We start from the raw sequence: 23,034 nt of genomic DNA, 5'->3' as shown, positions 1-23,034 counted from the left end.
ACCAAAATTTAAAATAAATACATTATCGAATGCAAAACTGTCTAAAGGTTCGAAAAATTAAATATAAATGAATTCATCATTTTAAAACAGTCATTTAAAGAAAGAATACTAACTTGTTCTTTTAGATTAATTTAAAAGGATTATTATTTATACAAAGTAATTAATACTCAGTACTAAGATTTTGTTAAGTTTGAGTTAAGTCAATTCATATCTATATAAATTATATTATACTCTTTAGATGATACATATTTTTTAAAAGGGGACTTTATATAAATGAAAATAGTTAAAGTTTTAGGTTCAACACTTTTAGCGTCAATGTTTACCGTAACGACAGTTCATTCTGCACAAGCAACGACAGCTGAACAATCAGAAGCAACATCAAATCAACAAACGATCTTATTCGATAACTCTCATGGCCAAACTGCAGGAGCTGCTGACTGGGTTATTGATGGTGGTTTTTCAGATTACGCAGATTCTATGAAATCACAAGGTTACCAAGTGAAAGAACTTGATGGTCAAGCAAATATTAATGACGATTCCTTAAGTGGGGCGAAAACACTTGTAATACCTGAAGCTAATATTCCTTTTAAAGCAACTGAACAACAAGCTTTAGTGAATTACGTTAAAAATGGAGGAAATGTGATTTTTATTTCTGACCATTATAATGCTGACAGAAATTTAAATCGTATTGATTCATCAGAAGCGATGAATGGTTATCGTCGTGGTGCATATAATGATATGACAAAAGATATGAGTAGCGGAGAGAAAAACTCAAAGGCAATGCAAGGGGTTCAAAGCTCAGATTGGTTATCACAAAATTTCGGTGTAAAATTCCGTTACAATGCGTTAGGTAACTTAAATACGCAAAATATTGAATCAAGTGAAAATAGCTTTGGAATTACTAAAGGTGTGAACTCAATTTCTATGCATTCAGGTTCAACTTTAGCAATTACTGACCCTGAAAAAGCAAAGGGTATTGTTTATATGCCTGAAAATTTATCTTCAAGTCAAAAATGGTCACATTCGGTAGACCAAGGTATTTATAATGGCGGCGGAAAGAAAGAAGGGCCATATGTTGCAGTTTCTAAGTTAGGTAAAGGGAAAGCAGCATTTGTCGGTGATTCTTCGATGGTTGAAGACAGTTCACCAAAATACAAACGTGAAGACAATGGAAGTTCAAAGAAAACATATGACGGATTTAAAGAACAAGATAATGGCCAATTATTAAAAAATATCACAGAGTGGTTTGGTAAATCAGATGACGCTACATCTATTAAAGACAGTGGCGTTAAGTTAGATGAAAAAACACCGCTATTAGATTTTGAACAACCTGAAAATTCAACAGAACCTCAAAAAGAACCTTGGTCTCAACCAGAAGAAGGATATAAATGGTATGATCGTTCAACATTTAAACCAGGTAGTTATGGTAGCGAACAACAATCTGGTGGTGACAATACAAGTGATAACGGAGGATCAGGCGATTCAGATAATGGTGGCACGAGTGATGCGCCATCTACAAGTGGCGATGCTTCATTTGTGTTACCACAAAATGTTCAACCTAATGAACCATTTAAAGTTACAGTTAAATTAAGTGGCTTTGAAAAGAATACAACAGTGAATGATTTATCAGTCGGCATATACAAAGATGGCGGACAACAAATTGGTAGCTTTCTCTAATGACGGTTCGTCATTCGGCAATCCTGGCTACAGTGATAAACAGTCAGTGAAAACAGACGATAATGGAACGGCTACTTTAACACTAACAGCTAAAGTAAGTGACGACTTAAGTGGTGCTAATATTCGCTTAAAGCAAGGTAGCAAAGCAATTGCAACACAATCATTAGATTAATGATAAAAACTAAATAAACAATGATATTATTCAGAGGTTAAGACGCTACGTCGCAGAGAATCATGCAGTATTCTCGTATTAATACGTAGTCGGTCTTAATCTCTTATTTTATGTAGTATTAAAGCAATCTCTGTTAAAGTGAAAACACTAATTTATAAAGGGAGGATGACTGTGGTGGATTTTACAAAATTAGAACACTATTTAAAAATTGAAAATGATTTATATCATCAAACAGATTTGGAAACGTTGAATCATTATATACATCAATATGTGATGCATGTACCTTTTGAAAATATTAATGTTCAAAATGGGGAACCGATTGCTTTAAATGATGAAGCGATGCTAGAAAAAATTGTCGACCAACACCGCGGAGGATATTGTTACGAACAAAATCACTTTTTCCATAATTATTTAAAAAGTAAGGGATTTGAGGTATACATCGTTGCTGGTACAGTTGCTAATGGAGATGCCTGGGCAAAAGAAGGCAGCCATATGGCGTTGATTGTAAAGTTGGATAGTGGGAAGTATATTGTCGATGTTGGATACGCTGATGTACCGACCGTCGCGTTACCTATTGAAGGTACAGTGGTTAATGATGTTACGGGTCAATTTCGGATTCAACAAACTGATGCAAATCAATACGAATTACAGAAATTTAAATCAGAGGAGTGGCAAACACAATATAAAGTAATTGACGAAACTAAAGAGATAGCACATTTCTCTGACGGTATTTATTTCAATCAATATGATTCTGAGTCACTTTTTGTACAACAGTTACTCGTTAGTAAAGCGAAAACATATGGTCGAATTACACTATTCAATCAACAACTCATATATAACGTCTACGGTCGAAAAATGAAGAAATCTATAAACCAAAGTGAATATAAGAAAATATTACAAAATGATTTCGGTATATCCAATATTAAAATAAAACCTTTCGAAAAGTAAACGCTTACTCGCCTCCCTATTATGTAATTATTCTATATATTTGTTAATGTAATCAGAATGTCATAAAAATTATATATTAAATTAGCAATTGGAAGTGTATAATGTTTAAGTGTTAACGAGCGCAAGATGCAAAAAAATATTGGGAGGTTTACATTGTGCGTAAAAAAATCATTGCAACTGTTATTGGGACAAGTGCGGTAGCAGCAGTTGCATCAACTCATGCAGAGGCATCAACGACTTATACAGTAAAGAGCGGCGATTCACTTTGGTCAATAGCGAATAAGTTTAACATTTCAGTTTCGAAACTTAAGTCATTAAATAACCTATCTTCAAATGTGATTTTTCCAAATCAAACATTGAAAGTTTCTGGAACAACGAGTACAAGTACTTCAACAAGTACGAGCAGCACATCAACTGGTACGACATATACAGTTCAGTCAGGGGATACTTTATCAGGAATTGCTGCAAAATATGGCACTACATATCAAAAAATTATGAGCTTAAATAACTTAACAAGCTTCAATATTTATCCTGGACAGAAATTAAAGGTTTCTGGAACTACGTCTACAAGTGGAAGTGGTTCAACTTCAACAAGTTCAAGTAGTAGTTACAATACACCTATTTTCCATCACTCGAATTTATATACATGGGGACAATGTACATATCATGCCTTTAATAGAAGAGCTCAAATTGGGAAAGGTATCAGTACTTACTGGTGGAATGCTAATAACTGGGATACAGCTGCAGCAGCAGATGGTTATACTGTAAATTATAAAGCGACTGTAGGTTCTATCTTACAAAGTGATTCAGGTTATTACGGACACGTAGCTTTTGTAGAATCTGTTCATTCTGACGGTAGTATCACTGTTTCAGAAATGAATTACAGTGCTGCACCGGGGATTGTTACTTACAGAACAATTCCTGCATCACAAGTTAGCTATTATCAATATATTCACTAATAAGTGAATTAATATAAAAATTAAACGCTTAGGTTATGTGGTCACATCCATCATAACCTAAGCGTTTTTATTTTTGGGTGAAATAGATTTATTCACTTTGTTCAGTTTCTTTTAATTTTAATAGTTTCAGTTGCATCACGTTGCGCACGAGTGTCACACTCAGTAATAGTAGTGAGAACACTTTTTTAATCTTTTTCGGAGATTGGAAAGCAACGAGTAAATCATCAATGACACCGATTGTTGATAAAACAATGCTTAATTTCACTAAATTTTTATCTTTGTAATTTGTATTTGAATTATAGATATCTAATACTGTACTTGCACTATTTGTAATTGAAGTAATACCTGAAAGTTTTGTTTTTGTAGCCATGTTGTATACCTCCATTAATTTGTATATTTAAATGGTTTCAAATGTATCATACTACAATTTGTTTTACATGACTAAATATATGTGGTCGGTTGTCGTTAATATATAATATAATAACGAATATGGAGTCTGAGACAAAAATAGGTTTCTCAGATTCTTTATCAACTTGGCAGTAGATGTCTGAATTGAAAATGCGCTTATAACAAGCTTTTTTCAATCCTAGTCATCCTCGCCGGGGTGGGACTACGAAATCTTTATTAAAAATTCGATTTCTGTGCCACTCCCAATATACGTGACAAAGGTTGGTGGGAGAAACATGATTAAATGTGTTTGTTTAATTGTAGAACAAAATGATCAGCTATTGCTTGTACAAGCGAGAAATAGACAGAAATATTATTTCCCGGGTGGAAAGATTGATAAAGGTGAAAGCTATATTCAAGCGCTACAACGTGAAGTCAAAGAAGAACTGCAACTTGATCTTCCGAAAACTTCATTCCACTACATTGGAACAGTCGTAGGTCCTGCGTATCCTCAAAAAGATACATTGACAGAGTTGAATTGCTTTAAGACCACAGAGACGATTGATTGGTCAAAGGTTGAACCTGCCGAAGAGATTACAGATTTGAAATGGGTTAATAAAGCAGATGAACAGTTAATTGCACCTGCAGTTTTAGAGTGGATAGCGCATCGTAAATTAAATGAGAAAGAACAAGAAGATCAAAGTGTATCTTTTAAATTTTATGAACAGGATGATTGGGAAACGGTTAAGAATATTGCCATTACGGACGAAGATCGTAATTTTACGAAGACACCGATAGATAACATTAAACTTGCACAAGAAGATCCTTCACGTTATCCAACACTTGTATTTAATAGCGAGGACCAATGTATCGGATTCTTTACATTGCATACAGATGGTGGTGTCGCACCATATACTGAGAATCCGAATGCCGTATTCTTTAGATCTTTTTCTATAGATAATCGATACCGTGGCAAAGGCTATGGCAATATCGCGATGCAATGTCTATCTCAATTTATATCTGACCAAATGCCTAAAATAGATGAAATTTACTTAACGGTTAATGATAATAATATTGGTGCTCAAAAGCTTTATGAGCGATGTTATTATCAATATGTCGGTGAGGATGAATTAGAAGGCCGACCTGTTTATGTGATGAAACAACCAATCAAATAATTAAGACTTGCGTCATGAAACATAACATATTTTGTTATGTTTTGTGACGCATTTTTGCTTTTGAAAAACAGTGCCAGTATGATGTTTTTCAAAGGAGTGAGTCAAATGAATATGAATGATACATTATTTTTGTTTCTATGTACGTTGCTTGTTTGGTTAATGACGCCAGGATTGAGTTTATTCTATGGAGGGTTGGTGCAATCGAAAAATGTGTTGAATACAGTGATGCAAAGTATGGTTGCAATCGTTATAGTCACATTTGCATGGCTACTAGTTGGATTTAGTATGAGTTTTAGTACGGGCAATATATTGATAGGTGATTTCGATTATATCGGTTTGCAGCACGTTGGTTTCAGTACACATGAAGGTTTATCACCTCATATTCCCTTTGCATTATATATGCTGTTTCAACTTATGTTTTGTACGATAGCAGTATCAATTTTATCAGGTTCAGTTGCTGAAAAAATGAGATTTATACCTTACATTATTTTTGTATTTTTATGGGTTATCGTAGTTTATAGTCCAGTAGCTCACTGGGTTTGGGGTGGTGGTTGGATACATCGACTTGGTGCCATTGATTTTGCTGGTGGAACGGTAGTCCATATTACATCGGGGGTATCTGGTCTTGTTCTTGCAATTTTAATTGGTGCAGGAAAAAACTTTGATAAAAGACCGCCACATAATCTAATTATTACGTTGTTAGGTGGTATATTTGTTTGGTTTGGATGGTATGGTTTTAATGTAGGAAGTGCATTAACCTTTAATCACATTGCAATGGTGGCATTTGTAAATACGGTGCTCGCAGCAAGTGCAGGTGCTTTTGGTTGGGGATTCATTGAATATTGCATGACTAAAAAGATGAGCCTTATCGGTATGCTATCAGGTATGTTATCCGGACTTGTTGCGATTACACCAGCTGCAGGATATGTTGATTATATGAGCGCAATCGTTATTGCTCTAATCGGTGGTGTGAGTTGTTTCTTTGCTATTAATTATATAAAGGTAAAGTTACGTTATAATGATGCGTTAGACGCCTTTGGTATACATGGGATTGGTGGGGTAGTTGGTGCTATCTTAACGGGAGTCTTTCAATCGCACAAAATAAATGAAGGTATTACGGACGGGCTGATACATGGCGGTGGTATACTACCCGTAACAGTACAATTGGTCGCAGTCATTATGACAATCTTGTTTAGTGCAGCAATGACATTGATGATAGCTAAAATTATCGCAATATTCTGTAATTTAGAAGCGGATGAAATGGAAGAACAACAAGGATTTGATGTGCTCGTTCATGGTGAAAATGCATATCATAATCCATTGGAGTCGCCCTTAAGTCAAAAGTTAAATAGTGAGAAATAAAAAAATACGGTTTGTCGTCAAATTAAACGTGGCAAACCGTATCTATATGAAAATTGTATTTATTGTTTTTGAGAATGTGTAGATTGTTGTTTCTTAATTAAATAAGCAGTCAACCAAGCAGTGATAGGAATACTGATAGCTACCGCGATACCTCCGAGAAGAATTGAAATGAATTCTTGTGCAAAAATCTTTGAATTAATAATATGTCCAAATGAATAATTCAATTTAAAGAACCAGAAAAATAAGGTTAACTGGCCTCCGAAATAGGCCAAATATATCGTATTTGCTGAGGTTGCCAATATTTCTCTACCTACACGTAGACCTGATTGGAATAATGCTTTACTACTTAAATTAGGGTTCGTCTCGCTTAACTCGTACATAGGAGAGCTAATCGTGATGGCTAAATCAATGACGGCTGCTATCACTGCTAGCACTACAGTAAAGACCATGAATTTAACCATATCGATACCAATATTCATTGAGAAAATATATGTTTCGTCTTGTTGTTCCGTTGTAAAGCCTTGTAAGTGACCGATAGCAACAGATAAATAAATACCGAATATAAGTACTAAAGTCGTCAGTAACGTTGCATAGAATGCTGCTTTCGTCTTTGTGTTATAACTGTTCAGCACAAATAAATTACAGGCAGCGATCACAATACAGAATAAAAAGGTTACCACATATATTGGTGCACCAAACATGATGATGATAATCGTGATTAACAATATCACGAAATTTAAAAATAACGTTAAATACGAAATGAGACCTTTTTTTCCACCAAAAATAATCATTAATATAAATAGGATAAGTCCTAATATTGTAATTACGCTCATTGTTTCACACCTCGCATTTTAAACCAAAGTTGCATTAACACAATGGTAATCGGAATAGTAAGGACAATGCCGATACCTCCAGAGAGCGCTCGAGCAATTTCTAATGACCAATTCATTGAAATAGTATACGTCACAGTATTAGCATTTTTTAAATAGACTAAAATCATTGGTAGTGCTCCGGATAAGTAAGAAAAGAGCAAGATGTTCGTCATAGTGCCCATGATATCTTGGCCAATATTACGTCCAGCAAGCGCCCATCGTGTCATCGAGATGTCAGGGGTACGTCGTAATATTTCGTACATACCACTTGCAATGGTAATGGCAACATCCATAACGGCTCCGAGTGAACCGATCAGTACGGATGAAAGGAAGATTTCTTTTGGCGGTAAAGTTAGAAAGCTCATCGTTTCAAACTTCAAGCCGCTTCCACCAGTTAACTGGATGACCAGGTGGGTAATCCCAATTGAAACAAATGTACCAAGTAAGGTACTTAATATCGTTATAAAGGTTCGCCACTGTACACCTGTCACGAGTAATAAGGTGATGATTGTCGATAACACTACACCTGCTGTCATCAATGCGAATAAGTTAATTTGTGGTGATATTTCGTGAATATATATCGCCAAAATAACGATAGCTGTATTGATAATTAATGAAAGTATAGATTGTAATCCAATTTTGCGTCCTACACATAAGAGTGTAAGTAAGAATATGCCTGTAACCACAACGACGAGGCTGTCACGTTTCTTCTCAGTGATGTATGCGTCTTTAAGTTTATGATCGACATGTAATAATACTTTATTACCTTTAGAGAATGCTTCGCTATCTGCTTGTGAGGCGACGTATTTATTGTCAACATTGGTAGATTTTCCTTTAAATTGACCATTCAATATTTTTACAGTTAACGTATCTTGGTGTTTTATATCTTTATTATGATGTTCATCTGTTGTCGTTTCACTTTTATGAGGTTCAACGTGTGTGATTTGACCAATTGGCGTTCGATAGAATTGGTCGTTCATAAGGGTAAAAATAAATAAACCTAGGAATATCAAACAAAATAAAATGATAAAGATATTGAAAGGACGTTTTACCCACTGTTTGATAGACATCATTATTTTCAGTCCTCCTTTAATTAACAGTATGATTATACGCCCTTTTTTCAATAAATATCAAAAATTTATACAATATTTAGTTAATGAAACGATTTTTCCTGGTTCATTAATTGTTTAATTGTAGATAGCATTAATTGAATATCTTGCTTATTGTTATCTTTTCGTACGACGCTACAAACTGTTTGTTTTAGTTCAGTATGCGCTAGTGAAATTTCTGTCCAATCTCCTTCATTTTTATTGAGTGAATGATAAGAAGCAGTAATGATGTATCCGCGTTGTTGATTCAATAAATAAGTTGCTAACTGTGGTGATGTAATAGTATGAATAGGCGACTTTACTATGCGTGCCAACTTCTGCTTAATCGAATGAGGTAATGGATAAAGTGCATAGATTGATTGATCAGCCAATTGTATTAATGGCGGATTGGTCGCCATTGTTAAAGGGTCGGATTTAGGGACGTAAATATGATAGTACGCTTCAAATAATGGGCGAATGTCCAAGCCAGGTAGATTTTTAATTTCGTTGTCTAAATGGGTGAAGGCGATATCTATTTTATCTGTCATCAGTGCATCGATAATTTCATCCTCATTCATATGCATAGGTTCAACGATGGAAGTGCTCACGTGTTCGAAAGTTTGAATCAATAGTGTAAGTACTTGCGAAATATAACTGTCGATATAACCGATGCGAATTTTGTAATGATTCGCTTGAGATTGTTCACGAAATAAACGCACAGTTGTATCAAATTGGTCTAACATTTGTGTGGCATGTGTGAGTAATTGCTTTCCTTCATCAATAAGGTAAATATTACGACCTGACCGTTTAAATAATGTCACTTGTAATTCTCGCTCTAATTGAGAGATTTGGCGACTCACTGCTGACTGGGCAACGTCTAATTCTAGTGCTGCATCGGATAAATGCTCCTTTTTAGCCACTTCGATAAAATACTTTAATTGTTTAATTTCCATCTAAACTCACACCTTAAATTTCTGATCGTTCTAATAATTAGAATAATATCATCTATTTTATATATTGAACAGATGAATCAACTCCGATATAGTTTAATTATTAAAAATTCTGAAAATTCGTAAAAGAGGTGAACATCATGTGCGAAGCTAATAGAAAGATAGGCTTATATGACAGTCGTGAAGAACATGATGCGTGTGGAATAGGTTTTTACGCAAATATGGACAATAAACGATCACATAACATAATTGAAAAATCATTAGAAATGTTACGTAGACTAGATCATCGAGGCGGTATCGGTGCAGATGGTGTTACTGGAGATGGTGCCGGAATTATGACTGAGGTGCCTTATACATTTTTTGAAAAGCATACAGACATCGATTTACCACAAGAGGGCAAATATGCGGTCGGTATGTTTTTCTCGAAAGATCAAATCGCAGGCTCTCAACATGAAACACAGTTTAATGCATATTTCGAAAAAGAAGAATTACGCGTATTAGGTTATCGTGAAGTACCTTTAGATACTAGCGCGATCGCTCCGCACGTTGCAGAAACTATGCCATTCATTCAACAAGTGTTCGTCGCTTTAAACGATGTTAACCAAGTGGAAAGAAAGTTATATTTAGCGCGTAAGCAAATTGAATATTATGCGAAACAGCACGATTTAGAATTATATTTCACAAGCTTGTCTCACCGTACGATTGTCTATAAAGGTTGGCTCCGTTCTGATCAAATTAAATCATTTTATTTAGATTTAAACCACTCAGATTATGTTTCGAAACTCGGACTCGTACATTCACGTTTTAGTACGAATACCTTTCCGAGTTGGAAACGTGCACACCCTAATCGTTTGTTGATGCATAACGGTGAAATTAACACGATTAAAGGTAATGTGAATTGGATGCGTGCCCGTCAAGCCCGCTTAATAGATACAATCTTTGGTGAGGATAAAGATAAAATAACAGAAGTGATAGATGAAGACGGTAGTGATTCAGCTATTGTTGATAATGCCTTGGAGTTTCTATCATTAGCAATGGAACCTGAAAGAGCAGCGATGTTAATGATTCCTGAACCTTGGGTTTATAACAAGGCAAATGATAAAAATGTGCGCGCTTTTTATGAGTTTTATAGTTATTTAATGGAGCCTTGGGATGGACCAACGATGATTTCATTTTGTAATGGTGATAAAATTGGCGCCCTTACTGATAGAAACGGCTTAAGACCAGGTCGTTATACCATTACTAAAGATAACTTTATTGTATTTTCATCGGAAGTAGGTGTGATTGACGTTCCGGAAGAGGAAGTCGCATATAAAGGGCAACTCAACCCTGGTAAATTACTATTAGTCGATTTTAATGAACAGAAAGTGGTAGATAACAATACACTTAAATCTCGTATTGCGGAGGAGCGTCCTTACGCAAATTGGTTGGACGAATATACAATTGACTTAAAGTTAAATCAAGTTTCGTATCAAAGTAATCAATGGGATGAAGCTACTTTGACACGTTTGCAAAAGCAATTCGTCTATACAAAAGAAGAAATGGAGAAATACTTAGTAGAATTAGTTGAAAAGAAAAAGGATCCAATTGGTGCGATGGGGTATGATGTGCCAATTGCAGTCTTAAATGAACAAGACGAAACGTTATTCAATTACTTTAAACAATTGTTTGCGCAAGTTACGAATCCGCCGATAGATGCGTACCGTGAAAAAATCGTCACGAGTGAGTTGTCATATTTAGGTGGGGAAGGAAATTTATTAACACCAGAACAAAATGTTTTAAACAGAATTCAACTCGAGCGTCCAGTATTAACAGAAAGCCAATTGGACGTTATTGAAAGTAGTCCATTCTCGGTCCAACATTTATCTACATTGTACAAAGATGACTTAGAAACGGCGCTAGACAAATTAGGGGATTCAGCGATAGACGCAGTAAATAAAGGTTGCGAAATCATTGTGCTCGATGATCGCTTATTAACATCTGAATCTAGTTATGCTATGCCGATGTTATTAGCAATAAGTCATATACATCAATTATTAATTAGAGAAGATTTACGTATGCATACAAGTATCGTGGCACTATCTGGAGAGGCTAGAGAAGTACATCACATCGCTTGCTTACTTGGTTATGGTGCGAATGCGGTCGTACCTTATTTAGCACAACGTACGGTTGAACAACTTGTATTAAATGAGCGTTTAACAGGTGACATTGCTGAAAATGTTCAAACATATACTGAAACGCTATCTGAAGGGGTTATTAAAGTGATGGCGAAGATGGGGATCTCTACCGTACAAAGTTATCAAGGGGCGCAAATTTTCGAAGCGGTAGGTTTATCCGAAGAAGTAGTAGAACGCTATTTCACTGGTACACAGTCGAAGATCTCTGGTATTTCACTTGAGATGATTGATCAGGAAAATAAATCACGCCAAACACCTAAGAGTGACTATATTGAATCAGGTAGTACATTCCAATGGCGTAAGCAAGGTCAATATCATGCATTTAATCCTATGACAATTCAGTTATTGCAACAGGCGTGCCGTACAAATGATTACGATAAATTTAAACAATTTTCACAAGAAGTAAATGATAAGCGTACGGATCACATCCGTCATTTAATGGAATTTAAACGCCAACAATCTATAGATATTAGTGAAGTTGAACCAGCGAGTGCAATCGTGCAACGTTTCAATACGGGTGCGATGAGTTATGGTTCAATTTCCGAAGAGGCACATCAAACGTTAGCTGAGGCAATGAATCGCATGGGTGGTAAGAGTAATAGCGGAGAAGGTGGAGAGAACCCTGAACGATATAAGATAGATGAACAAGGTCGTAACCATTCAAGTGCAATTAAACAGGTGGCATCTGGACGTTTTGGCGTTACGAGTGATTATTTACAACATGCAAAAGAAATTCAAATTAAAGTTGCGCAAGGGGCTAAACCAGGAGAAGGTGGACAACTCCCGGGTACAAAGGTCTACCCATGGATTGCAGAAGTTAGAGGTTCCACTCCCGGTATAGGTTTGATTTCACCACCGCCACATCACGATATTTACTCAATTGAAGACCTTGCCCAACTCATCCATGATTTAAAAAATGCGAACCAAGATGCAAACATCACGGTGAAATTAGTGTCTAAAACAGGTGTTGGTACAATTGCTGCAGGTGTCGCAAAAGCTTACGCTGATAAAATTGTCATCAGTGGCTACGACGGAGGAACAGGTGCGTCACCTAAGACAAGTATTCAACACGCAGGTGTACCTTGGGAAATCGGTTTGGCTGAAACGCAGCAAACGTTGATGCTCAACGGTTTACGCTCAAGAGTTAAAGTTGAAACTGACGGTAAATTACTTACTGGTAAAGACGTAGCATATGCATGTGCTTTAGGTGCTGAAGAATTTGGTTTCGCTACTGCACCGTTAGTTGTTTTAGGTTGCGTGATGATGCGTGTTTGCCATAAAGACACATGTCCAGTTGGTATTGCAACACAAAACCAAGACCTCCGAGCATTGTTTAGAGGTAAAGCGGATCATATTGTGAATTTTATGCATTTTGTAGCAGAAGAACTCAGAGAAATATTGGCAGAACTCGGTTTAAAATCAGTCGACGAACTCGTTGGGCGTACAGATTTATTGCAACGTAAATATAAATCATCCACACCACAAGCAAAATCAGAGACGTTAAATGTTGAAGCACTATTATTTAGTCACGAAGGAGAACGATTTAACTCTATTCAACAAAATCATCACTTGCAACGTGGCTTTGATCTAACGCAACTCTATGAAGATGCACAACAAGCGATTGAACAAGGTCAGTCTTATCAGGGCGAATATCAAATCAGAAATGAGCAACGAGATGTTGGTGTCATTACTGGTAGTGCAATTACACGAGCGCACGGCGCACAAGGCTTACCGGAAGATACGATAAGTGTGACGACGACTGGCCATGCAGGTCAAAGTTTAGCAGCTTATATTCCAAGCGGGTTAACGCTACATCATACAGGAGATGCAAACGACTATGTCGGTAAAGGTCTCTCCGGAGGCAAAGTTATCGTCAAAGCACCGAATGTTTCACGTGAAGAAGAAATTATCGTAGGTAACGTATGTTTCTATGGTGCTTCACAAGGTGCAGCTTATATTAATGGTAGAGCTGGAGAACGATTCTGCATACGAAATAGTGGTGTTGAAGCAGTGGTTGAAGGTATTGGTGACCACGGACTCGAATATATGACTGGCGGACGAGTTGTCGTGCTTGGTGATGTTGGCAAAAACTTTGGTCAAGGTATGAGTGGCGGTGTGGCTTATATTTTCCCTACAGATATTCAACAATTTATTGAAGTCAATCAGCTATCGACGTTAGATTTTGAACGAGTGGAAGTGGAAGAAGAATTTAACGTATTGAAATCGATGTTAGAACAACACGTTCACTATACAGGTAGCACGAAAGCTAAACGTATTTTATCAGACTTTGAAAATGTTTCTAAATATGTAGTCAAAGTCATACCGAAAGATTACAAATTAATGATGCAAAAAATAGAGCTACAAAAGCAACAATCAAAAAATTTAGATGAAGCATTGTTGAATGCATTCAACGATGATCGCAAGCAGTTAGAAAGTACGAAGCAATTGAGTGCAGTTTATTAAAATGAGAAAGGGGCGTCATTGTTATGGGAGAATTCAAAGGATTTATGAATTATGAGAAACAACAACTTGATGAACTTTCACTTGTAGATCGCATTGCAAATCACGAACCTTTTCAACAGAGGTTTACGAAAGAAGACGTGGCACAACAAGGGGCGCGTTGTATGGATTGTGGCACGCCATTTTGCCAAACAGGACAACCAGCTGGTAAAGAAACAATCGGTTGTCCGATTGGTAACTACATCCCAGAATGGAATGATTTAGTTTATCGACATGACTTTAAGAATGCCTATGAACGCCTAAGTGAGACGAATAACTTTCCAGAATTCACAGGTCGTGTATGCCCTGCGCCATGCGAACAGTCTTGCGTAATGAAGATAAATAGAGAGTCGGTGGCGATTAAAGGGATTGAGCGTACAATTATTGATGAGGCCTATGACAATGACTGGGTACAACCTACAATACCGGATAAACGTAAAAATGAATCTGTGGCGATTGTTGGAAGTGGCCCAGCAGGTTTAACGGCTGCCGATGAACTCAATAAATTAGGATATCACGTAACAGTGTATGAACGCGCACATGAAGCGGGTGGTTTACTCATGTACGGTATTCCTAATATGAAGTTGGATAAAGACGTTGTTCGTCGACGTATTAATATCATGGAGCAGTCTGGGATCGACTTTATAACTGATACAGAAATAGGAGTAGACATGAGCCGTGAAGAATTAGAACAACGCCATGATGCGATTATTTTATGTACGGGTTCTCAAAATGCGAGAGATTTACCATTAGAAGGACGTATGGGCTTTGGCATTCACTTTGCGATGGATTATCTGACTGAACAAACACAGTTGTTAAATGGTGAAATTAGTGAGGCTGAGATTACCGCTAAAGATAAGAATGTCATCGTCATTGGAGCAGGAGACACAGGAGCTGACTGTGTGGCAACTGCTTTACGTGAAAATTGTAAATCAATCGTGCAATTTAATAAATATACGAAACAACCCGAAGCGATTGAATTCGAAGAAAATACTTATTGGCCTTTATCCATGCCTGTATTTAAAATGGATTATGCCCATAAAGAATATGAAGCGAGATTTGGATTTGAACCGCGTGCATATGGTGTACAAACGATGCGTTATGATGTGGATGAAATTGGTCGCGTGAAAGGTGTTTATACACAAATCCTTGAGGAAACTGAAGATGGCATGGTTGTCGTGGATGGTACAGAAAGACATTGGCCGGCAGACTTAGTATTATTATCGATTGGTTTTGTAGGAACAGAAACGACAGTGCCACATGCATTTGATATTCAAACTGAACGCAATAAAATTGTAGCGGATAATAAAGACTTTAGAACGAATCAACCTCACGTCTTTGCAGCTGGAGATGCGCTACGTGGACAAAGTTTAGTTGTATGGGCGATACAAGAGGGGAGAGCTGTTGCAGACGCTGTAAACACTTATTTACAAGAAAAAACCCCTGTCTCATAAATAATTTATTGACTTTTCCAAAAAGCTATAATAATATATTTATTGTGTTCTTTTTGGAGGAATACCCAAGTCCGGCTGAAGGGATCGGTCTTGAAAACCGACAGGGGCTTAACGGCCCGCGGGGGTTCGAATCCCTCTTCCTCCGCCATTATATTTAATACCAAGACTAATAAATAGATTTGCAAGCATTCAGTTACGACTGAATGCTTATTTTTTATGCCTCTAGAAATGATATCTAGGAAGAATGATTTTTTAGAAAAATAAATATATTTATGAAAGCCTTTACATAACTTGTCTAGACAAGTTATAATTTCTGTGATGTCAAAGAAAAGGGAGTGGAAGATCATGGCTGTAAAAAAGAAAGACGTACAGGACATGTTGGACGCAATCGGCGGTAAAGAAAATCTAGATACCGCAACACACTGTGTGACACGTTTGCGATTAGTGTTGAACGATGATAGTAAAGTAGATAAAGATAGACTTAACGACAACGATTTAGTCAAAGGACAATTTAAAGCGGATAACCAATATCAAATTGTAATTGGTCCAGGGACGGTCGATGAAGTTTACGACCAATTTATTAAAGAGGCGGGTGTCAGTGAGTCATCTAAAGATGATGCGAAATCTGCAGCTGCAAAGAAAGGGAATCCAATTCAACGTTTGATTAAATTATTAGGGGATATCTTCATACCGATCTTGCCGGCGATTGTAACAGCTGGTTTGTTGCTGGGGATCAACAATTTACTTACGATGAAAGGGTTGTTTGGGGACCAACCTCTCATTAAACAAGTACCGCAATTAGCAGATATATCTGATATTATTAACGTGATTGCGAATACGGCCTTCATATTCTTACCGGCTCTAGTGGGTTGGAGTAGTATGCGTGTATTTGGTGGTAACCCTATATTAGGTTTAGTACTTGGGTTAGTATTGATGAACCCTCAACTTGTTTCGCAGTATGATTTAGGGAAAGGGCATATTCCAACGTGGAACCTATTTGGTTTAGAAGTTAAACAATTAAATTACCAAGGCCAAGTGTTACCGATATTACTAGCGACATATGTCTTAGCGAAAATCGAAAAAGGTTTAAACAAAATCGTGCATGATTCGATTAAAATGCTCGTCGTTGGCCCAATCGCACTGTTGATTACAGGATTTTTAGCATTTATTGTGATTGGCCCGATTGCACTAGCTATTGGAACAGGTATTACCAACTGTGTAACTTATATTTTTGAACATGCCGGATGGTTAGGCGGTGCCTTATATGGATTATTATATGCACCATTAGTTATTACAGGTCTACACCATATGTTCTTAGCAGTAGATTTCCAATTGATGGGTAGTGAACTTAAAGGTACTTACTTATGGCCAATACTTGCAATTTCTAATATTTGTCAAGGTTCAGCAGCATTTGGTGCATGGTATATTTATAAAAAACGCAAAATGGTTAAAGAACAAGGTTTAGCAGTCACTTCTGGTATTTCAGGTTTCTTAGGTGTTACGGAACCTGCGATGTTCGGTGTGAACTTACCATTAAAATATCCATTTATCGCATCAATCATTACATCATGTGTATTAGGTGCTTTAATCGGTGCAAATGGTGTACTTGGTAATGTAGGTGTCGGTGGGGTTCCAGCGATTATCTCTATTAAAAAAGAATACTGGCTAGTTTACGGTATTAGTATCATTATTGCGATTGTTGTACCGTTCTTATTAACAATATTCTTATCACGATTTAGTAAAGAAGAGACGAAAGAGTTAGTAGAAGATAAATAATAGGTATACACGCTTTCTATTATGTATAAAAATATTCAATTCTAAAGGTGGTAGCGTTATGTCTCAACATGACTGGAGAAAATCAGTAGTCTATCAAATCTATCCTAAGTCATTTAACGATACGACAGGTAATGGACAAGGCGATTTGCAAGGAATTATTGAGAAGTTGGATTATTTAGCATTTTTAGGGGTGGATTATATTTGGTTAACACCCGTATACGAATCTCCTATGAATGATAACGGTTATGATATTAGTAATTACTTTAAAATAAATGAACAATTTGGCACGAAAGAAGATCTTGAAACCCTGATTGATGAGTCGCACAAACGTAACTTGAAAGTAATGTTAGATATCGTGATTAATCATACTTCGACAGAACACGAATGGTTTAAAAGTGCATATGAGAATAAGGAGAGTCCTTATCGCGATTATTACTTCTTCAGAAAGTCTAAAGATGGCCAACCTCCAACGAACTGGGAGTCTAAGTTTGGAGGTAATGCTTGGCAATATGATCCTGTAACTGACGAATATTATCTACATTTATTTGATGTAACTCAAGCAGATTTAAACTGGGACAATACAGAAGTTCGTCGTGCCTTATACGATATCATCAATTACTGGATTGACTTCGGTGTCGACGGATTCCGTTTTGATGTCATTAACTTAGTTTCGAAAGATGAATTTAAAGATTCGAATAAGATTGGAAAAGAGTTTTACACAGATGGACCACGCGTTCATGAATATTTACATGAGATGAATCGTCATACCTTTGGTGATAAAGAGATGATGACTGTAGGAGAAATGTCATCAACGACGATTGAGGATTGTATTAAATATTCTAATCCTGAACGCCAAGAACTAAGTAGTGTCTTTAACTTCCATCATCTAAAAGTGGATTACGTTAATGGGGAAAAATGGACAAAGGGTCAGTTAGACTTTCAAAAATTAAAACATATCTTGATGGAATGGCAGTTGGGTATACACCAAGGTGGCGGATGGAATGCAATATTCTGGTGTAACCATGATCAACCACGTGTGGTATCACGTTTCGGAAGCGATGCAACAGAAGCTTTACGTGAACAAAGTGCTAAAATGTTAGCGACTGTATTGCACATGTTACAAGGCACACCTTATATTTACCAAGGTGAAGAAATAGGGATGACAAATCCGCATTTCAATTCGATTGATCAATACCGAGATGTTGAATCAACGAATGCTTTTGCCGAAATGAAACGAAAAGGCTATGACGCAGCAACGATACTCGAAATATTGGATCAAAAATCCCGAGACAATTCAAGAACACCTATGCAGTGGTCAAATGAAACAAACGGAGACTTTACTTCAGGGACGCCATGGATTGATGTGCCTGACAATGTAGCTTCTATCAATGTAGAGGCCGCAATAAATGATAAACAATCCGTTTTATACACTTATCGCCGATTAATCCAACTACGACACGAATATGATATTATTACTTACGGTAGTATTGAACCGCTTTATATTGGACACGAACAGTTATTCATTTATAACCGCCATTATAATGAAGAAACATGGACAGTAATTGCGAATTTCTCCCAAAAACGAGTGTGTCTTCCTGAAGATTTAACTGTTGAAGGTGAAATAATGGTGTCCAATGGTGAATTGATAGATGGCAAGATTAGTGGCTTTGGTTCGATTGTAATTAAGCGAGTTTAAAGATTTCGATAATAGAGAGTGAGTTTACATGACGCAAAGAAAATTTATGACAATCTATGAAGCCTTACGATCAGATATTTTAAATACAAAATTGAAATACGGTGAACAACTACCATCGGAAAATGAATTAGTCCAAACTTATCAGTCTTCGCGTGAAACCGTACGTAAAGCTTTAAACTTGCTCGTAAGTGAAGGCATGATTCAAAAGATTCGAGGTAAAGGGTCAATTGTGATTTACCAGAATATCACCGAATTTCCATTTGCGGATCTGATTAGTTTTAAAGAAGTGCAACAGACGTTAGGGTTGCAACATGAAACTGAAGTAAAACTATTGGAAAAGATTCAAGCGAGTGAAATACCTGTCGTTAAAAAGGCGCTGAACCTTAAACAATCAACTTGGCTATGGCACGTCATACGTGTTCGGAAGATTAATGGCAAAGTTAAAATTATCGATGAAGATTATCTAGATGCATCCATCGTTCCTGATTTAAATGAGACTATTGCTCAAGATTCTTTGTATCATTATATCGAACAAGTATTGCATTTAGAAATTAGTTATTCGAAGAAGTCTATAACGTTCGAACCGTTTGATCAATTAGAATATGACATATTCGAAGATTATGATGTACCCTACGTAGCAACTGTAAGAGGTATTGTGCATCTTGAAGATACGACGCGTTTCCAATATAATATTTCTAAACATATCGCAACTGAATTCAAATTTAATGATTTTTCAAGACGTTATAAAAAGAAATAACGGGGCTCAACACTGTCATATTCCTTTTGTGATATTTTTGACACACTTTATCAAATCTTATCCTTGCCAAAGGTCAAACTCATATAGTATGATATAGTTTGACGTGCTAGGTGGGGAGGTAGCGGTTCCCTGAACTCGAAATCCGCTTATGCGAGACTTAATTCCTTTGCTGAGGCTGCGTTTTTGTGAAGCTGCCCGAAGCACGTAGTGTTTGAAGATTTCGGTCCTATGCAATATGAACCCATGAACCATGTCAGGTCCTGACGGAAGCAGCATTAAGTGGATCCTCATATGTGCCGTAGGGTAGCCGGAATTTAGCTAACGACTTCGGTTACGTTTATGAGACGCACTCGAAGCAAAGGTGCACGCATTTTTTATGTCTACAAATAATAATTTTAATATATATGGAGTGACTAAGCTTTGATTAGCGGTCACTCTTTTTTTATAATAAACTATAACAAAGTGGTAAGAGCTCGAGACGACATAACTAAATATTCGTACGTCGTTTAATTGATATGCAACGTATTGATATATAGTTACCTTAGCTTATAGGGACATTTTCTGAAAAGATTATGAATAAGGGGCACCATAATAAAATATCTTAAACGTGGTCACGGACTCTCACCCTCATGTTAGCTTTAACAAATAAAGTATAAGGTGGCGGTATACATGCAAGTTTATTTAAGTTCTATCACTGAAAATGATTACGATTTAAGTTTGGATGCCATTAAAAAAGCGTTCGAAGATGTGGAAATGTCAAACCATGACGAACATGATTTAGTAGTAAAGTTAAGAGAAGCTCCCGAATACAATTATGAGTTAGAAGTCGTTGCCAAAAACGAAGACGGCGATGTGATTGGACATGTCATGTTGTCAGAAATAACAATTGTTAATGATGCTAAAGAATATATTGCCCTTGCGCTTGCGCCTTTATCTGTGCTCCCTGATTATAGAGGTAAAGGTTTAGGGAAAGCATTAGTCAATGCAGTTGAAGATCGTGTTAAATCTCTAGAATATACAACAATTGTAGTGCAAGGCGACCCAGACTATTATGAACCACTTGGCTATAAAGAAGCTGCAAAATACGATATATATAGCACCTTTGACGTGCCATCGAAATACGTAATGGTGAAATTTTTATATGAACAATTAGACGATCGTCCACACGGTAAAATCATTTACCCAGATTCTTTTAAATAATATTCAAAGGGTTATCGACAATGCTATAATAGACGTCGAATGCAATTGGAGGTGCCAAAGTGAAATATCAAGCTTTATATCGAATGTTCCGACCACAAAGCTTTGAGGATGTAGTAGGGCAGGAGCATGTAACGAAGACATTGCGAAATGCAATTTCGAAAGGTAAACAATCTCACGCATATATTGTCAGTGGTCCACGTGGAACTGGTAAGACGAGTATTGCAAAAATCTTTGCAAAAGCGATTAACTGTCTGGAACATACAGACGGTGAGCCTTGTAATGAATGCGCGATTTGTAAAGGAATTACTCAGGGGACAAATTCAGACGTCATCGAAATTGATGCTGCGAGTAATAATGGTGTAGATGAAATAAGAAATATACGAGATAAAGTAAAATATGCACCTAGTGAATCTAAGTTCAAAGTATATATTATCGACGAGGTCCATATGTTAACGACAGGTGCGTTCAACGCATTGCTTAAGACGTTAGAAGAACCACCTGCACATGCGATTTTCATTTTAGCAACGACGGAACCACACAAAATACCTCCTACAATCATATCGAGAGCGCAACGCTTTGATTTCAAGGCAATTGGTTATGAAGAAATCGTTGGACGATTGAAGTATGTGGCCGACGAACAAGAGATTGATTATGATGAGGAAGCACTGAGATTTATTGCCAAAGCTTCTGAAGGCGGGATGCGTGATGCGCTAAGTATTATGGATCAGGCTATAGCATTTGGCGATGAACACCTCACGCTACAAGATGCGCTCAATGTAACAGGCAGCGTTGATGAAAGTGCTTTGAATGATTTGTTTAAAGAAATCGTTGAGGGCGATGTTAAATCAGCATTTGCAACATATCATCAATTTGTGGCAGAAGGTAAAGAAGTGAATCGTTTAATTAATGATATGATTTACTTCGTACGCGATACGATAATGAATAAAACTTCAAACTCAGAAACCAGTTTAGATGCGCTTATGCACTTTGACCTTGATACGCTATATAAAATGATTGATATTATTAACGATACTTTGGTATCTATCCGTTTCAGTGTAAATCAAGGTGTACACTTTGAAGTATTATTAGTTAAACTAGCAGAAATGATTAAGCACAAACCACAAGAGGTGGAAACTGTAGCAACAACGAGTGTAGCAGCAGAGCCGAGTAACGATGCTTTATTACATCGTATGGAGCAACTGGAAAATGAATTAAAGACATTGAAAGCACAAGGTGTTACAACAAATAACACTTCACAACCACCAAAGCGTCCTTCAAACAGAAGCGGCCAGTCTAAAAATGCATTTTCAATGCAACAAATTGCCAAAGTATTAGACAAAGCCAATAAAGATGATATTAAAATCTTGAAAGATCATTGGGGCGAAGTGATAGATCATGCTAAAAATAGTGATAAGAAATCCTTGGTTAGCCTTTTACAAAATTCAGAGCCGGTAGCTGCGAGCGAAACTCACGTATTAATTAAATTTGATGAAGAGATTCATTGTGAGATCGTTAATAAAGATGATGAAAAGAGAAAAAATATAGAAGATGTCGTCTGTAGCATCATTGATAACAAAGTGAAAGTAGTCGGAGTTCCAGCAGATCAATGGATGAGAGTGAGATCAGAATATCTGCAAAATAGAAAAAACAGTACAAACTCAGAAAACCCTGCGGCATCAAGTAATGACAGTCAAGTCCAGACAGATGACTCAAATACTGATGCACAAAGTGAAGTCGATGTGGTTCAGAAAGCGAAAGACTTGTTCGGGGAAAGTACTGTGAACGTGATTGATAAAGAATGATACATGACAATGGTAAAAAAGCCATGTATAATAAAACAAAAGTTCATTTATAAAATAAAGTTAATGAAATAGGAGGATTTTTT

General features: G+C 36.7%; 15 protein-coding genes, 1 tRNA gene, 1 other RNA gene and 2 pseudogenes. 15 read left to right on the top strand and 4 right to left on the bottom strand.

Features of this window, described 5'->3' with window-relative positions; translation table 11 throughout:
* Window positions 1-273 precede the first annotated feature (273 nt).
* From NGI30_RS09665 to NGI30_RS09655, 3 genes and pseudogenes are all read left to right on the top strand, one after another.
* Window positions 274-1,849 (top strand): annotated as a pseudogene (locus NGI30_RS09665) (DNA-binding protein).
* 165 nt (window positions 1,850-2,014) lie between these two features.
* Complete coding sequence (locus NGI30_RS09660; protein ID WP_251943513.1) at window positions 2,015-2,797, top strand: arylamine N-acetyltransferase family protein; 783 nt, start codon at window positions 2,015-2,017, stop codon at window positions 2,795-2,797.
* 155 nt (window positions 2,798-2,952) lie between these two features.
* Window positions 2,953-3,756 (top strand): LysM peptidoglycan-binding domain-containing protein, encoded by an 804-nt coding sequence (locus NGI30_RS09655; RefSeq protein ID WP_251943511.1) that lies wholly within the window; start codon window positions 2,953-2,955, stop codon window positions 3,754-3,756.
* Between the two features lie 88 nt (window positions 3,757-3,844).
* Here NGI30_RS09655 and NGI30_RS09650 read toward each other — a convergent pair whose 3' ends face one another.
* Window positions 3,845-4,126, bottom strand: coding sequence for a hypothetical protein (locus NGI30_RS09650; RefSeq protein ID WP_251521171.1), 282 nt, complete (start codon window positions 4,124-4,126; stop codon window positions 3,845-3,847).
* Between the two features lie 313 nt (window positions 4,127-4,439).
* Here NGI30_RS09650 and NGI30_RS11520 point away from each other — a divergent pair.
* The 3 genes and pseudogenes from NGI30_RS11520 to NGI30_RS09640 all read left to right on the top strand — a co-directional run.
* Window positions 4,440-4,805: pseudogene (locus NGI30_RS11520) on the top strand (NUDIX hydrolase); the annotation flags it as partial.
* Complete coding sequence (locus NGI30_RS11515) at window positions 4,779-5,318, top strand: GNAT family N-acetyltransferase (protein ID WP_502960386.1); 540 nt, start codon at window positions 4,779-4,781, stop codon at window positions 5,316-5,318. The pseudogene NGI30_RS11520 and the gene NGI30_RS11515, both read left to right, overlap by 27 nt.
* Window positions 5,319-5,423: 105 nt before the next feature.
* Window positions 5,424-6,680, top strand: coding sequence for an ammonium transporter (locus NGI30_RS09640; RefSeq protein WP_251943507.1), 1,257 nt, complete (start codon window positions 5,424-5,426; stop codon window positions 6,678-6,680).
* Window positions 6,681-6,739: 59 nt separating this feature from the next.
* On the opposite strand, the gene NGI30_RS09635 is transcribed toward NGI30_RS09640, so the two are convergent.
* The 3 genes from NGI30_RS09635 to gltC all read right to left on the bottom strand — a co-directional run bounded on the left by NGI30_RS09635 (window position 6,740) and on the right by gltC (window position 9,593).
* Complete coding sequence (locus tag NGI30_RS09635) at window positions 6,740-7,513, bottom strand: YibE/F family protein (protein WP_251943505.1); 774 nt, start codon at window positions 7,511-7,513, stop codon at window positions 6,740-6,742.
* Window positions 7,510-8,622 (bottom strand): YibE/F family protein, encoded by a 1,113-nt coding sequence (locus NGI30_RS09630; protein ID WP_251943986.1) that lies wholly within the window; start codon window positions 8,620-8,622, stop codon window positions 7,510-7,512. Before NGI30_RS09630 ends, NGI30_RS09635 begins: the two co-directional genes overlap by 4 nt.
* Window positions 8,623-8,705: 83 nt before the next feature.
* Window positions 8,706-9,593 (bottom strand): glutamate biosynthesis transcriptional regulator GltC, encoded by an 888-nt coding sequence (gltC, locus tag NGI30_RS09625; RefSeq protein WP_251943503.1) that lies wholly within the window; start codon window positions 9,591-9,593, stop codon window positions 8,706-8,708.
* Between the two features lie 137 nt (window positions 9,594-9,730).
* Between gltC and gltB the strand changes: the two genes are divergently transcribed.
* From gltB to dnaX, 9 genes are all read left to right on the top strand, one after another.
* On the top strand, window positions 9,731-14,230 hold the full coding sequence (gene gltB, locus NGI30_RS09620) for a glutamate synthase large subunit (RefSeq protein ID WP_251943501.1): 4,500 nt from the start codon (window positions 9,731-9,733) through the stop codon (window positions 14,228-14,230).
* A gap of 23 nt (window positions 14,231-14,253) precedes the next feature.
* Window positions 14,254-15,720: a glutamate synthase subunit beta gene (locus NGI30_RS09615; protein WP_251943499.1), complete on the top strand. Its 1,467-nt coding sequence runs from the start codon at window positions 14,254-14,256 to the stop codon at window positions 15,718-15,720.
* Window positions 15,721-15,775: 55 nt separating this feature from the next.
* Window positions 15,776-15,868 (top strand) — tRNA-Ser (locus NGI30_RS09610).
* A 197-nt stretch (window positions 15,869-16,065) separates the two neighbouring features.
* Window positions 16,066-17,496, top strand: coding sequence for a PTS system trehalose-specific EIIBC component (treP, locus tag NGI30_RS09605; RefSeq protein ID WP_251943497.1), 1,431 nt, complete (start codon window positions 16,066-16,068; stop codon window positions 17,494-17,496).
* A gap of 58 nt (window positions 17,497-17,554) precedes the next feature.
* Window positions 17,555-19,192 carry an alpha,alpha-phosphotrehalase gene (gene treC / locus NGI30_RS09600; RefSeq protein ID WP_251943495.1) on the top strand — a complete coding sequence of 546 codons (1,638 nt, stop codon included), beginning with the start codon at window positions 17,555-17,557 and terminating at the stop codon, window positions 19,190-19,192.
* 28 nt (window positions 19,193-19,220) lie between these two features.
* On the top strand, window positions 19,221-19,949 hold the full coding sequence (treR, locus tag NGI30_RS09595) for a trehalose operon repressor (protein ID WP_251943494.1): 729 nt from the start codon (window positions 19,221-19,223) through the stop codon (window positions 19,947-19,949).
* A 101-nt stretch (window positions 19,950-20,050) separates the two neighbouring features.
* An RNA gene (gene ffs / locus NGI30_RS09590) (signal recognition particle sRNA large type) lies at window positions 20,051-20,318 on the top strand.
* Between the two features lie 300 nt (window positions 20,319-20,618).
* A complete protein-coding gene (locus NGI30_RS09585; protein WP_251943492.1) occupies window positions 20,619-21,149 on the top strand; it encodes a GNAT family N-acetyltransferase in 531 nt (176 codons plus the stop codon).
* Window positions 21,150-21,232: 83 nt separating this feature from the next.
* On the top strand, window positions 21,233-22,951 hold the full coding sequence (dnaX, locus tag NGI30_RS09580) for a DNA polymerase III subunit gamma/tau (protein ID WP_425356341.1): 1,719 nt from the start codon (window positions 21,233-21,235) through the stop codon (window positions 22,949-22,951).
* Window positions 22,952-23,034: the final 83 nt, after the last annotated feature.

The organism is Staphylococcus sp. Marseille-Q5304, assembly GCF_943737015.1.
Classification (GTDB): domain Bacteria; phylum Bacillota; class Bacilli; order Staphylococcales; family Staphylococcaceae; genus Staphylococcus; species Staphylococcus hsinchuensis.
The sequence above is the reverse complement of the archived record's forward strand: the minus strand, read 5'-3'. Positions and strand labels throughout refer to the sequence as shown.

Bases quoted from the DNA above. Each gene is read 5' to 3' on its own strand.
- NGI30_RS09660 (WP_251943513.1), top strand. From the start codon at position 2,015: ATGACTGTGGTGGATTTTACAAAATTAGAACACTATTTAAAAATTGAA.
- NGI30_RS09650 (WP_251521171.1), bottom strand. From the start codon at position 4,126: ATGGCTACAAAAACAAAACTTTCAGGTATTACTTCAATTACAAATAGT.
- NGI30_RS09640 (WP_251943507.1), top strand. From the start codon at position 5,424: ATGAATATGAATGATACATTATTTTTGTTTCTATGTACGTTGCTTGTT.
- NGI30_RS09635 (WP_251943505.1), bottom strand. From the start codon at position 7,513: ATGAGCGTAATTACAATATTAGGACTTATCCTATTTATATTAATGATT.
- NGI30_RS09630 (WP_251943986.1), bottom strand. From the start codon at position 8,622: ATGTCTATCAAACAGTGGGTAAAACGTCCTTTCAATATCTTTATCATT.
- gltC (WP_251943503.1), bottom strand. From the start codon at position 9,593: ATGGAAATTAAACAATTAAAGTATTTTATCGAAGTGGCTAAAAAGGAG.
- gltB (WP_251943501.1), top strand. From the start codon at position 9,731: ATGTGCGAAGCTAATAGAAAGATAGGCTTATATGACAGTCGTGAAGAA.
- NGI30_RS09615 (WP_251943499.1), top strand. From the start codon at position 14,254: ATGGGAGAATTCAAAGGATTTATGAATTATGAGAAACAACAACTTGAT.
- treP (WP_251943497.1), top strand. From the start codon at position 16,066: ATGGCTGTAAAAAAGAAAGACGTACAGGACATGTTGGACGCAATCGGC.
- treC (WP_251943495.1), top strand. From the start codon at position 17,555: ATGTCTCAACATGACTGGAGAAAATCAGTAGTCTATCAAATCTATCCT.
- treR (WP_251943494.1), top strand. From the start codon at position 19,221: ATGACGCAAAGAAAATTTATGACAATCTATGAAGCCTTACGATCAGAT.
- NGI30_RS09585 (WP_251943492.1), top strand. From the start codon at position 20,619: ATGCAAGTTTATTTAAGTTCTATCACTGAAAATGATTACGATTTAAGT.
- dnaX (WP_425356341.1), top strand. From the start codon at position 21,233: ATGTTCCGACCACAAAGCTTTGAGGATGTAGTAGGGCAGGAGCATGTA.